The 13444-nt window shown below is 68.5% G+C and carries 9 protein-coding genes; 8 read left to right on the forward strand and 1 reads right to left on the reverse strand.

The window, feature by feature from the left end; translation table 11 throughout:
• Positions 1-137: 137 nt before the first annotated feature.
• The 6 genes from BM150_RS18710 to BM150_RS18735 all read left to right on the forward strand — a co-directional run bounded on the left by BM150_RS18710 (position 138) and on the right by BM150_RS18735 (position 8392).
• Positions 138-1493: an ABC transporter substrate-binding protein gene (locus BM150_RS18710; protein ID WP_092928623.1), complete on the forward strand. Its 1356-nt coding sequence runs from the start codon at positions 138-140 to the stop codon at positions 1491-1493.
• Entirely contained in the window at positions 1490-2422 is a 933-nt protein-coding gene (locus BM150_RS18715) for a carbohydrate ABC transporter permease (protein ID WP_092928624.1), read from the forward strand. Before BM150_RS18710 ends, BM150_RS18715 begins: the two co-directional genes overlap by 4 nt.
• 92 nt (positions 2423-2514) lie before the next feature.
• Positions 2515-3315 carry an ABC transporter permease subunit gene (locus tag BM150_RS18720; protein ID WP_092928683.1) on the forward strand — a complete coding sequence of 267 codons (801 nt, stop codon included), beginning with the start codon at positions 2515-2517 and terminating at the stop codon, positions 3313-3315.
• Positions 3312-4310, forward strand: coding sequence for a hydroxyacid dehydrogenase (locus BM150_RS18725; RefSeq protein ID WP_092928625.1), 999 nt, complete (start codon positions 3312-3314; stop codon positions 4308-4310). The genes BM150_RS18720 and BM150_RS18725 overlap by 4 nt, the downstream gene beginning before the upstream one ends.
• The gene (locus BM150_RS18730; RefSeq protein ID WP_092928626.1) at positions 4307-6280 is read left to right on the forward strand and encodes a DUF2264 domain-containing protein; all 1974 of its coding nucleotides are present in this window, start codon (positions 4307-4309) and stop codon (positions 6278-6280) included. Before BM150_RS18725 ends, BM150_RS18730 begins: the two co-directional genes overlap by 4 nt.
• A gap of 63 nt (positions 6281-6343) precedes the next feature.
• Positions 6344-8392 (forward strand): beta-galactosidase, encoded by a 2049-nt coding sequence (locus BM150_RS18735; RefSeq protein ID WP_092928627.1) that lies wholly within the window; start codon positions 6344-6346, stop codon positions 8390-8392.
• 76 nt (positions 8393-8468) lie between these two features.
• Here the strand turns inward: BM150_RS18735 and BM150_RS18740 are convergent, their stop codons facing one another.
• Positions 8469-9905, reverse strand: coding sequence for a BNR repeat-containing protein (locus BM150_RS18740; protein WP_092928628.1), 1437 nt, complete (start codon positions 9903-9905; stop codon positions 8469-8471).
• A gap of 664 nt (positions 9906-10569) precedes the next feature.
• On the opposite strand from BM150_RS18740, the gene BM150_RS18745 reads away from it, so the two are divergent.
• Both BM150_RS18745 and BM150_RS18750 read left to right on the forward strand, forming a co-directional pair.
• A complete protein-coding gene (locus BM150_RS18745) occupies positions 10570-11763 on the forward strand; it encodes a glycoside hydrolase family 5 protein (protein ID WP_092928629.1) in 1194 nt (397 codons plus the stop codon).
• Between the two features lie 173 nt (positions 11764-11936).
• The gene (locus BM150_RS18750) at positions 11937-13406 is read left to right on the forward strand and encodes an RICIN domain-containing protein (protein ID WP_092928630.1); all 1470 of its coding nucleotides are present in this window, start codon (positions 11937-11939) and stop codon (positions 13404-13406) included.
• Positions 13407-13444 lie beyond the last annotated feature (38 nt).

The raw sequence follows: 13444 nt of genomic DNA on the forward strand, positions 1-13444 counted from the left end.
GATCCAACACGAACACACAGCAGGCGGTTTCGTTTCTGATCGATTGTGAACGCTTGGTTGCGATTGTGTTGACTCGGAACTATGCCACCGGGTGGGGTGACTGTCATCACCCAGTCACGGAAAGAGCGTGAGGTTCCATGGACGAAGCGAGAGGTGGCGAACCCCGTTCCGGTGAACGGCGAGCGACCGTCTCCCGCCGCACGCTGCTGCGCACGGCGGGCGCGACGGGCGCGGGAGCGGTGTTGGCCGGTTCCCTGTCCGGATGCGCGTCGCGTGAGACCTCCGCCGGAGCCACGAGGGTCACGATGTGGTCCTGGTTGACGGGCATGGACCGCTACGTGGAAGCCTTCAACGCGTCGCAGCGCGAGGTGGTCGTCGACCTGAACGTGCTCGCGGGTGGACTGTCCGGTGGCTACGCCCAACAGACCAACGCCATCCGCGCGCACAACGCGCCGGACATCATGCACGTCGAGTACCAGGGACTTCCACAGGTTCTGACGACCGGTGGACTGCGCGAGATCACCGAGGACGTGTCCGATCTCGCCGCGGATTACTCCGCCGCGGCGTGGCGGTCGGTCCGGCCGGACGGTCGGACCTGGGCGGTGCCCTTCGACGTGGCCCCGATGGTGCTGTACTACCGCAAGGACCTGTTCGACGCCCACGGGCTCGCCGTGCCGAGTGACTGGGAACGGTTCCGCACGACCGCCGAAGAGGTGCGGCGGATCGATCCGGCGGCTCGGCTCACCACGTTCCCGCTCAACGACGGTTCGTTCTTCGCCGGGATGGCCTGGCAGGCACGCGACCCGTGGTGGCGGATCCGGGACAACAGCTGGGAGGTCGACATCGGCGGCGCGGGAACCCTGCGTACCGCGCGCTACTGGCAGGAGTTGATCGACGCGGACCTGGTGCGCAGCCAGGGAACCGGCACCCAGGACTGGATCGCGGCGATGCACGAGGGCAGGTTGTGGAGCCTGCTGGGGGCGGCGTGGAGCGCCGGGACGTTGCACAAGTCCATCCCGCGGGATTCGGGACGGTGGGCGGTGACGACGTTGCCGACCTGGGACGGAGTTCCCTCGACCGGCATGCAGGGCGGCAGCGCGTTCGCGGTCTCGGCCGACAGTGACGTGCCCGAAGCGGCGTTGACCTTCCTGCGCTGGCTCGGCACCGATCCCGAGGTGCCCAGGATCGCCGCCTCGTTCACCACACTGCTGCCCGCCTACGTTCCCAACCGTGCCGTGGCACGGGAGAGCTACCGCGGCGGCTACTTCCTCGGCGAGCCGATCTACGACGTGCTGGACGAGGCCACGCGGCGGGTGTCCGACTGGACCTGGGGCCCGACGGCGCTCGGGCTCTTCTCGACCCTGGAGAACCGGTTCAGCCCGGTCGCGACCGGAGGGAGCACGCTCCCGGAGGCGATCGAGCGGGTGCAGCGCGACGCGGTGCGGTCCATGCGCGGTTCGGGGCTGTCGGTCATCGAGGGAGGTTCGACATGAGCCGGAGCCTTCCCGGTGCGCGTTCCGGTGGCAGAGCCGTGCTCGACGGAGGCCCGTCGGGGCGGACGTCTCGTCTCGGCGGCGCGGCGGTGCTGTTGTGCGCGCCCTTCGCCCTGCTGCTGCTCGGCACGGTGCTGGCACCGGTCACGTACGCGCTGTACCTGAGTCTGTTCACCGAGCGGTTGAGCGGATTGGGGTTCTCGGGGCCCAGTAGTGTTTTCGTCGCCTTCGGCAACTACGCCGATGTCGTCACCGACCCCGATTTTCTGCACGGTGTCGGCAACGTCGCGTTGTACGCGGTGATCCAGGTGCCGCTGATGCTCGGTGGTGCGCTGGTCGTGGCGCTGCTGATCGACTCAGCGGTCGCGCGGTTGAAGCAGGTCTGGTTGCTCGCGGTGTTCCTGCCCTACGCGGTTCCCGGCGTGATCGCCGGGCTGATCTGGGGGTATCTCTACAGTCCCGGCATCGGTCCGATCAGTTCCATCGCTCCGATCGACCCGCTGGGGGCGAACGGCATCCTGCCGTCGGTGGTCAACATCGCCACTTGGCAGTGGATGGGCTACAACATGATCATTTTTTACACCGCGTTGCAGACGGTCCCCCGTGAGCTGCTGGAAGCGGCCCGGGTGGACGGTGCGGGGCCGATACGCACCGCCCTGTCGGTGAAGCTGCCCTCCATCAGACCAACCCTGTTCGTGGGGCTGGTGTTCACGATCATCGGTGCGCTGCAGCTGTTCACCGAACCGCTCGTGCTGCGGAGTTTCACCGGGGCGGTGACCAGCACCTGGACACCCAGCCTCTACGTCTACGACTCGGCCTTCGTCGCCGGTGACTACGGCCGGGCCGCGGCTGCCTCCGTGCTGCTCGGTTTGGTTTCGGCGGTGCTCTCGGCCGTGGTGATGCGGATTTCCGCCCGGAGGTCACGATGAGTGCGGCAACGACGGTCAACGGCACGGGCCGGAACGGTCGGCGCGGTCGGAAGGAACCCTCACCGTGGACCTCGCGGGCCGTTGTCCACGCCATGTTGGGAATCGCCGCGCTTTACAGCGTGCTTCCGCTGGTGTGGCTGGTCACCTCCTCGACGAAGTCGCTCGGGGAATTCTCCACGACCTCGGCGTTCGAATTCGCGGATTGGAATCTTCCCGCGAATCTGCGGGCACTTTTCTCCGAGGCGGACGGTGTTTTCCTCGCCTGGACGCGGAATTCCGTACTGTACGCGGGTGTCGGTGCCGTGCTCGGAGCGTTGATCTGCACCGCGTGCGGCTACGCGGTCGCCAAGTTGGAATTCCCGGGACGGCGCACGCTGTTCGCGGTGACCCTGACCGGGGTGCTGGTGCCCACGACGGCCCTGGCGTTGCCGCTCTACCTGATGGCCTCCGAACTCCGGCTGGTCGACACGTTCTGGGCCGTGTTCCTGCCGCTGTTGACCAATCCGTTCGGGGTGTACCTGGCGCGGGTCTACGCCGAGGCCGCGGTGCCGGACGAGGCGCTCGAGGCCGCGCGCATCGACGGTTCCGGAGAGCTGAGGACCTTCTTCAGGGTGGCGCTGCCCATGATGCGTCCCGGGTTCGTGACCATCATCCTCTTCCAGTTCGTGCAGATCTGGAACAATTTCTTCCTTCCGCTGGTGATGCTGACCGATCCCAGGCTCTTTCCGCTCAGTCTGGGGCTGTATCAGTGGAGCACTCGAGTGTCCCAGTTCCCGCAGTACAACCCCCTGGTGATCACGGGGTCACTGCTCGCCGTGTTCCCGATAATCGTCGCGTTCCTGGTGCTGCAACGACAATGGCGGTCCGGTTTGACCGCGGGGAGTGTGAAATGAGTTCGGAGCGCCCGGAAGCGCTGCTGGTGATGGACCGGAAAACCCTGCTCACCCAGTTCGGCGATCAGGAGATGGATCGCCTGCGTGAGCTGGCCTCGCTGGGAGACCCAGTCAGCAGCGCGGAACTGAGCTCTGCCAAGGTGCGTCGGCGGCTGGCCGAGGTGGAGGTGCTGATCACCTCCTGGGGGTGTCCCCCGCTGGACGCGGACGTCATGGCGGCGGCTCCCGAGCTGAGAGCGGTGCTGCACGCGGCGGGCAGTGTGCGGGGACACGTCGGTGCGGAGGTCTTCGACCGGGAGGTGCTGGTCACGACCGCCGCCGATGTCAACGCGGAGCCGGTGGCGCGCTACACCCTCGCCGCGGTTCTGTGGTCGGGCAAGAAGGTGCCGTTCCTGTTCGGCCGTTCGCACTCCTGGGAGGGCGACCGGCAGGTGCGCGTGCTCGACGAGCAGACCGTCGTGGTGGTGGGTTTCTCGCGGGTCGGCAGGCGCGTGGTCCGCTTGCTTCGGGAGTTCGACTCGAACAGGATCCTGGTGGTCGATCCCGTGGCCGATCCCGCGGAGATCACCGCGGCCGGTGCGTCGCCCGCGACGTTGGAGCAGGCGCTGCCGCGGGCCGACGTGCTGAGTCTGCACGCGCCGCTGCTGCGGCGGACCCGGGGGATGATCGGTGAGTCCGAATTGGAGGCACTTCCGCCCGGTGCCGTGCTCATCAACACGGCCCGGGGTGCCCTGGTGGACACCGCCGCTCTGGAGCGGGCGTGTCGTGGTCGGGACATCTACGCGATTCTCGACGTCACCGATCCGGAGCCGTTGCCCGAGGATTCCGCGTTGCACGGCTTGTCCAACGTGGTGCTGACCCCGCACGTCGCGGGGTCGCTGGGCGAGGAGACCCGGCGCATGAGCGCGGCGGCCCTGGACGAGCTGCATCGCTACGTCTCGGGGCTTCCGGCGAGGGCCCCCGTGACGCGGCGGAGTCTGGAGGTTCAGGCGTGACACCGGTGGAGAACCGTGAGTTGAGCCCGTACACGGGCTGGACGCGGCAGCACTGGGCGAGCACGGCCGACGGGCTGCTGCACGCGGTCCAGCGGTATCGGTCCCCGTCGGGGGCGCGCTTCGACCTGCCGGGGCCGGTCAGCGCGAACGGGTCGCGCTCGGACGGTCTCGAGGGGTTCGCCCGCACCTTCCTGTTGCAGGGCTTCCGGGTGGTCGGAGAGCAGGGACGTGACCCGACCGGTTTGCTGGAGCGCTACGCCGAGGGGCTCGCCGCGGGCACGGATCCGACTTCCCCGGAACGCTGGCCCCGGCCGGACGAGTTGGGACAGGCCAAGGTCGAGGCGGCCTCGATCGCGCTGATCCTGCGGATCACGCGGCGGTGGTTGTGGGACGAGCTGGACGACCGCGTGCGGCAACGGGTCGTGGACTGGCTGTCCACGGTGGTCGGACAGCCGTACCCGCCCATCAACTGGGTGTGGTTTCGCGTCGTGGTGGAGTCCTTCCTGCGTGAGGTGGGCGGGCCCTGGTCGGCCGCCGACATCGAGGAGGACCTCGCCGTGCACGCCTCGCTGCGGCGCGGCGACGGCTGGTACAGCGACGGGCAGGAGCGGGCCTTCGACCACTACGTCGGCTGGGCGCTGCACCTGTACCCGATGCTGTGGACGCACTGGTTCGACGTCGTCGGCTCGTTGTGCCCGGTCGGAACCTACCGAACGTGGACCGCCGATCTGGCCCGTTACCTGGACGACCTCGTTCACCTCGTGGGTTCCGACGGCTCGCCGCTGCTGCAGGGGCGCAGCCTGATCTACCGCTTCGCCGCCGCGGCACCGTTCTGGGTGGGTGCCGTCACCGGACACGGCGGCCTCTCCCCGGGGCTGGTGCGGCGGGCGTGCAGTGGTGTCCTGCGGCACTTCGCGGACCGCGGAGTGCCCGATTCGGACGGTTTGCTGAATCCGGGCTGGCACGGATCCTGGCCGGGAATGCGGCAGGCCTACTCCGGAGCGGGATCGCCGTACTGGGCGAGCAAGGGGATGCTCGGGCTGGCCCTGCCCGCGCACCATCCCGTCTGGAACGCGGTCGAAGAGCCGCTACCCAGTGAGAGTTCCGACCACGCTCGGGCGGTATCCGCGCCGGGGTGGCTGGTCTCGCATCGCCGCGCCGACGGTGTGGCGATCGTGCTCAACCACGGCACCGACCACGCCGGGACCGGTGAGCGCAGGTCCGATTCCGCGCTGTACGCCAGGATCGGGTACTCCACGGCGACGGTGCCCCCGCTGACCGGGGCAACAGTGGACGATCCCGTGGACAACACGGTGGCGATCGTCGACGGGGTCGGCGACGCCACGCACCGGACCGGCTTCGAGCGGCTGTACGTCCGCGAAGCCGACGACGAGGTCCTGACGGCGGCCAGCCGTGGCCGTGCGTGCTGGATCGACACGCAGGAGGACGAGACGGCCGACCACGGCTACGGCAGGCGCGGTGCGGTGGTCGAAGGTCCGGTGCTGACGGTCGCTTCGGTGCTGCGCGCGGGCGTGGAGGTGCGGTTGGTTCGGGTGGACGGCGCCGGATGGGACGCGCGGGTTCCGGGCTGTTTCGTCCGGATGGGCGGCTGGCCGGTCGCCTCCGACAGCGAACCCACGGCTCGGGGAGGTACGAGCCGGACGCGGGTGTCGTTCGAGAGCTCCGAGCTGCGTTCACTGGTGTTCGGCATTCGTGGTTTCACCGGCGGCGGGCTCGCATCGGAGTTCGGCACGAGTCCGCTCGGTGCGTGGACGGCCGTTCCGTGGCTGGCCACCGACGACGTTCCGGTGGGCGAGGTGCTGGCCGGGGGAGTCCTCCTCGATCGCGGGGGTGTGCCACCGGTGGATCCCACCGTGCTGGCGATCCCCGACGGGGAAGGCGGACACGAGGTGACCGTGGCATGGCCCGACGGGGTGAGCACCACGGTCGAGCTGCCCGGAACTCCGTGAGTCCGCTTTCGCTCGCCCTGCCGAGCGAGCACGTTTATCCGGCCGAACCGAACAGGAGTTGTCGTGTCGTACCGACCGTTTTCGGCGAACTGGTTCACCGGGTCCCGCTGGGAGGGACGGATCGCCTACGGCGCCGATTACAACCCGGAGCAGTGGTCGCGTCCCGTCTGGGACGAGGACGTGCGGCTGATGAACGAGGCCGGGGTGAACATCGTGTCGCTGGGGATATTCTCCTGGGCCCGTGTCGAACCCGAGCCGGGCGTTCACGATTTCGGGTGGCTGGACGAGGTCATGAACCTGCTGCACGAGCACGGGATCGCGGTGGACCTGGCCACGGCAACGGCCTCGCCACCTCCGTGGCTGGCCGCTCGCCACCCGGAGATCCTGCCGGTGGACCGACAGGGACGGACCCTGTGGCCGGGCGGGCGCCAGCACTGGCGGCCCACCTCCCCGGTGTTCCGGGAGTACGCGTTGCGCCTCGTCCGGGTGATCGCCGAGCGGTACCGCGATCACCCGGCCCTGGTCGCCTGGCACGTTTCCAACGAGCTCGGTTGCCACAACGTCTACGACTACTCCGAGGACGCCGCGCGTGCGTTTCGGAGCTGGTTGCGCTCCCGCTACGGAACCGTGGAGCGGCTCAACGAGGTGTGGGCGACGGATTTCTGGTCGCAGCGCTACGGCGACTGGGAGGAGATCCTGCCGCCGCGGCTGGCCGCGGCGTTCCCGAACCCGACGCAGCGGCTCGACTTCCGGCGTTTCTGCTCGGACTCGCTCAAGGACCACTTCCGCGCCGAGCGGGACGTGCTGCGTTCGGTCACCCCGGCGGTTCCGGTGACGACCAATTTCATGATCATGGGCAACGCCAAGGGGATGAACTACGCGGACTGGGCGGGCGAGGTCGACTTCGTGTCCAACGACCACTACCTGGAGCCGGGGCCGCGGGCGCTGGACGAGCTGTCCTTCTCGGCCGGTCTGACCGGCGGGATCGCGGGTGGAAAACCCTGGTTCCTCATGGAGCACGCCACCGGCGCGGTCAACTGGCGCCCGGTGAACAAACCCAAGAAGCCGGGCGAACTGGGCCGCGACTCGCTGGTCCACGTCGCGCACGGTGCCGACGCGGTGTGCTTCTTCCAGTGGCGGCAGTCCCGGGCCGGTGCGGAGAAGTACCACTCGGCGATGCTGCCGCACGCGGGGGAGGACACCGAAACGTTCCGCGCGGTCAAGGAGCTCGGCGGGGTCCTAGCGGAAATCTCCGCCGTGGTGGGCTCGTTCCGAGCGCCGGCGCGGGTGGCCGTCCTGTTCGACTGGGAGTCTTGGTGGGCAGCTGAGCTCGACTCGCACCCCACTTGGCTGCTGGACTACCGGCGGGAGGCTCTGGACTGGTACTCGGCTCTGATCGAGCTGGGGGTGGTGGTCGACGTGATACCCACCGATGTCCCCCTCGGACGGTACGAGGTGGTCATCGCCCCGGTGCTGCACGTCGTGCCGAACCAGTTGTCCGAGCGGTTGCACCGGTTCGTCGAGGACGGTGGGCATCTCGTGACCACGTACTTCTCCGGCACTGTCGACGAACACGACCACGTCTGGCTCGGTGGCTATCCCGGGGCGCTGCGTGAGCTGCTGGGCATCCGTATCGAGGAGTTCGGCCCCTTGTTCGAGGCGGAATCGGTGGAGCTCGACGACGGTTCGACCGGCACGCTCTGGACCGACCGGATCGAGCTCATCGGTGAGGACGTCGAGGTGCTGGCCTCCTACCGGACCGGTGACTACGCGGGCCGTCCGGCGATCACGCGCAGGCCACGAGGGAGCGGTTCGGCCTCCTACGTGTCCACCCGGCTGGGCGTGGCTGGGGCGGAGCGCGTGCTGCGCACGGTCCTCGACCGGGCGGGCGTGGTCAGCGAGCTTCCCGCGGAGCTGCGGGGACGGGTGCAGCTGGTGATACGGCACGACGCGCGGCGCCGGTACTGGTTCCTGATCAACCGTACGGAGCGGGAAGTGGCGCTGGCTGGGGTGGCGGGCACGGAAATCGCTCGGAGCGCGCGTCCGGAACGAGGCGGTGCCGCGTCCGTGGTCCCGGCAAGGGGAGTGGTCGTGCTGGAGAAACCCCGGTAATGACCACCCGGCCCCCGGTGACGGCATGAACTCCCGCCGACCGCACGCGACACGCGAGCGGTCGGCGGGAAGCGCGTCAGCCGAGTCGGAAGTCGGCGACGTGGATGGGCGACGGGGTCGTTCCCGTCGACGCCTCCTGGTACAGCACGGAGAGCACACCGTCGGCCGCCAGGCGGGAGGTGTCCACGTTGACCTCGCCGAAGGCGTTCATGTCGGGGCGGTCGAACACCACGGTCCAGTCGGTCCAGTCGCTGGCCGCGCTGGCCGCCACGATCTTGCCTTTCGGCATGACGAGATAGGCGTTGTCGTCCTGATCGAACACCAGCTGTGTCCGCTGGGTGGAGTTCGGCGGGACGGGAACCTCCCGTTTGGTCCAATCGCCGTCGTCGCCGCGGACGAGGTGGAACGTGCGGCCGTGTTCGGTGCGCTGCTCGGAGTAGTCCGTCACGCACTGGGTGAACCGGCCGGGCACGTAGCTGATCACCGCGTGCGGCGTGTCGGTGGAATCGACCGCCTGGCTTTCCTGGTTCATGAGCCCGTGGTTGGGGCCGAGCGGGTCGGCCACGATGCCCGGGGAGTCGACGGCCACCGGCTCCCGGCCGGTGACACCGACCGTCTCGCCCGCACCGTTGCGCCAGGTCCGCCCCTGGTCGTCGCTGTATACGTAGCCGGTGTCGTGGTTGGTCAGTCCGCCCGGATCACACAGCACCGACCGGTTGCCCTCGCGCCACGTGAAGGTCGCGTGCAGCCGCCCGTTGTCGTCGTAGGTCAACCCGTGCAGGTACATGTTCCGGGTGTTCGACACCACGCCGTTCGGGGCGGTCCACGCCCCGGTCGCCGATGTCCAGCCTCCGAGTTTGTCCCAGGCGCCGTTGGCGTACTCGGCCAGTTCGTTGACACCGTCGCCCGAACCCCCGGTGCGGTAACTGAACTGGAGCTTGCCCCGCGGGGTCACGATGAATCGCGGGTAGGTCATCGCCCCGAGTTCCTCGTCGCCCAGCGTGCGTCGGACCTCGCCGAACATCCCGGAGTTCCAGGGGTGAGCAGCGGGCCGGGAGACCAGCCCTTCGGTGGACCTGACGTAGTGGATCCGGCTGTTGTGCGTGTCCATCGCGACGTGCAGGCGGCCGTCCTCGGGTGAGATTCCGAGGGAGATGACGTTGTGCGAGTCGTCGACGCTGAGCTCGTGCGGCAGGGTCGCGGTCTCCCACCCGCCGTTGCCGTGCAACGGCCTGCGGGCCACGACGGCGTTGCGACTGTCCGTGTACCAGGCGGCGTACTGATATCCGGCGTAGGTGCGAACGGCGTCCTGCTGGAACGAATTGTTGTTGACCAGCCCGTCGTAGGAGACGAAGTACAGCGCGGACCGGTCGAGCACCGTGTCCGAGAGCAGGGTCGCGTCGGGCTCGGTGTTTCCTGGATTCTGGGCGAAGTCCGGTGGATCGGCCGCGGCGTTGCTGGGCAGCACGAGCGCCGCGGTGATCAGCAGGGTCGTGAGTACGGCTCTGCGCATGTCAGACGGACCTTTCCGGCAGTGCTGCGTGCGGTAACTCGGTGGCGGCTTCCGAGCGCGTGCGCATGGCCCCTCCTGTGTTGAAACGTTTTATGATGCGCTGAAGTTAAGTGAGTCACAGCGTTCCGTCAAGACGTGCCGGTCTCGCACGAAGAGAGGTTTCGATGTTTCCTTGGGGTACCGCGTGGGGTGGTTGGTGTCGCCCGTGCCGCGAACCACGACTCTCGCCATAAAACGTTTTATCGATGCCGCGTCGCGATAGTCGGGTTCGCCGGGAATTCGTGTGCTGCCGTGCCCCTTCCGGGCGCTCCCGGAGCGCGGCGGCCGTGTCGTGGCCTCGGAGTGGATCCATGCCGGACGACAGGCGGGATGGTTTCGTTTCTGATCGATTGTGATCGTTTGGGTGCGATTGTGTTGACTTGGAACCGCGTCGCGCGGTGAAGTGACTGTCGTCACTCGGATACGGAATGGGAAGGCCGCATGGGCGAAGCGAGGTGTCCACAGTTTCCGGACCGTTCCCGGTCCGCCGAGCGCTCCTGGTTCTGGCACTCACGGGAGACCTTCCCGGCGACGGTGCCGCGAGCGTTCCGGTGAACCGACTTTCCGCCAACTGGTCATCAGCCCGCGCAGCACAGTCCCGGACATCATCGACCTTGGGGAAACCATGATTCCGTTACTCGCCAAGCGCACTCCCGAGCGGGGGCGTTCCATCGGTCCCGCTCGGGCACGTCGCCGTGTTCTGGCGGTCACGCTCTCCGCGTGTCTCGCCGTGCCGTTCTCCGCGCTGTCGTACGTTTCAGCGTCCGCGGCGGATCGCCCCGCGGACCAGTCCGCGGGGCAGAAGGTGGAACGGGCCCACTCGGCCGCTGATTTCCAGGGGGTGAACTGGGCCAGGCCCAAGGACAACTTCGTCGACGGCCCCGTCGTTCCCGAGGGGCTGAGCGTCTCCGACGACTACGGGACCGTCAAGGCCAAGGCGAGTGCCGTCTACGAGGAGTTCAGGGAGACGAGCGGGGCGAACACCGTTCGGCTGCCGATCAACACTCATTCCGTTCCCGGCACGGAGTGGGGCGACGCCTACGCCGGGGCCGTCGACGCCGCTACGGAGAACGGCTTCAAGGTGATCCTGTCCTACTGGGAGGACGGGGCGTCCTCGGGCGGCCGGATCGTCGACACGGAGGCCTTCGACGCGATGTGGGACGCGGTGGTCTCCCGCTGGCGCTTCGACAGCCGGGTCCACTTCGAACCGATGAACGAGCCCCACGGCTACAGCGCCGCCGAGTGGGCCGATGTCGCCGCAGGCTGGATCGCCGACCGACCGGGAGTTCCCAGGAATCGGATCTTCGTCAGCGGTCACGGCTACAACGGTGACGTCACCGCCGTGTGCGACGACGGCCGTCTCGCCGGGACGTACTTGTCGTTGCACCTGTACGCGTTCCAGTTCGACTCGATGAGCTACGAGGAGTGGCGAGAGCTGTTCGACTCCCGGATCGGTGACTGCGGTTCCCGCACCGTGCTGGACGAGTTCGGTGCCCCGATGGACGACGGCAGGGACTACGGCGAGGCCGACAGCACGGACAACTTCGTCCGTTACATCCGCGCGGCCACCGACGCCGTCCGCTCCCACGACATGGGTGCGGTCTACTGGCCCGCCCTCGGCGGCAAGCACACCTACCGGCCCGACTACGACTGGTACTCCCTCTACGCCCTGCAGGGCAGCGGCACCGACCTGTCGTTGCGCGTGCGCAACGACAGCATGATCGACCGGCTCCGCTACGCCTGGGACGGCGCGGGCCACGCGGCTCCCGCGGCAGCTGAGCACCGGTCCTCGGTTCCGGCGACGCCCCGGGGCCGGTGAGGAGCCGACGAGTACGGAGCGACGGATCGCTCGCCCGGGCTCGAAACGGGTGCTTTCCGCGTGTTCCCGGCCGGGGCGGTCGCGCCCGCGATCGCCCCGGCCGCCCGGTCGTCTCACCCGGTTCCGCCGGACCGTCCGGCGGAACCACGGATCCCGCGGCGGAAGGAGTCGTCATGTTCCCGGCAGCACGGCACGGAGCGCGCGGAAGGAAGGCACGCGGCCTCTGGTTGTTGGTGGCGGCCGCGTGTCTGAGCCTCGGCGCCACCGTACTCGTGGTACCGCCCGCGCAGGCGGATCCCGTCACCGTCCGGAACGGAACACAGTTCACCGATCCGAACGGCGAGCCGATCCACGCGCACGGCGGAGGCGTCATCGAGGTCGACGGCTACTACTACTGGTTCGGGGAGAACCGCGCCGCGGACGACTCCTTCCGGTACGTCTCCGTGTACCGCTCGACCGATCTGAAGCACTGGGAGTTCCGCGACCACGTGCTGAGCGCCTCCTCCGCGCCGGAGCTGGCCAGCGCCAACATCGAGCGGCCGAAGGTGTTGTACAACGAGTCGACCGGCCAGTTCGTAATGTGGGTGCACAAGGAGAACGACCAGGACTACAGCCAGGCCCGCGCGGCCGTCGCCGTCTCCGACACCGTCGACGGGGACTACAGCTGGCAGGGCAGCTTCCGGCCGTTGGGCAACATGTCCCGCGACATCACGGTCTTCGTCGACGACGACGGCACCGGTTACATGGTCTCGGCCGCCAACGAGAACCTGGATCTGCACATCTACCGGCTCACCGAGGACTACACGGCGGTGGAGAGCCTGGTGGCCAACCCGTGGCCCGGTGGTCACCGCGAGGCCCCGGCCCTCTTCGAGCGCGACGGGGTCTACTTCATGCTCACCTCCGGAGCCACGGGTTGGGATCCCAACCAGCAGCAGTACGCCACCTCCACCAGCCTCGACGGCGGCTGGAGCGAGATGCGGGACGTCGGCGACTCCACCGCCTACGGTTCCCAGACCGCCTGGGTGCTGCCGATTCAGGGCACCGGGAGCACCTCCTACCTCTACCTCGGTGACCGCTGGGCGGGAGCCTGGGGCGGGCCGGTCAACGACTCGCGCTACGTGTGGCTGCCGCTGCGGTTCCCCGACGACCGCACCATCCGGATGGACTGGGCGCCGGAACTGACCGTCGACACAGCGGCGGGCACCGTCGGAACGAGCGGCGGACCCTACGAAACCCTGACCGCCCGGCACTCCGGCAAGTGCGTGGACGTTCCCGCGCGTTCCCAGCTCGCGGGCGAGCAGTTGGCGCAGTACCCCTGCAACGGTGGCGGCAACCAGCGGTTCTGGCTGGAGGACGTCGGTGGTGACTACGTTCGGCTGGTCACCCGGCACAGTTCGATGTGCCTGGCCGTGGCGGAGGCTGCCACACGGAACGGTGCGGCCGTTGTCCAGCAGCGGTGCGGTTTCGGGCAGGAGCAGCAGTGGCGGGTGAGTGACTCCGGCGACGGCTACGTCACCTTCACCGCCCGGCACAGCGGCAAGTGCCTGGACGTCTCCGACGAGTCCACCGCGGACGGTGCCGATCTCATCCAGTACACCTGCTCCGGCGTCGCCTGGCAGCAGTTCCGGCGCGCCGAGGTGTGAGTGTGGTGAAGTGTCCCCGGACACCGGGACGACCGGCT

This window comes from Actinopolyspora alba (assembly GCF_900112765.1).
GTDB lineage: Bacteria > Actinomycetota > Actinomycetes > Mycobacteriales > Pseudonocardiaceae > Actinopolyspora > Actinopolyspora alba.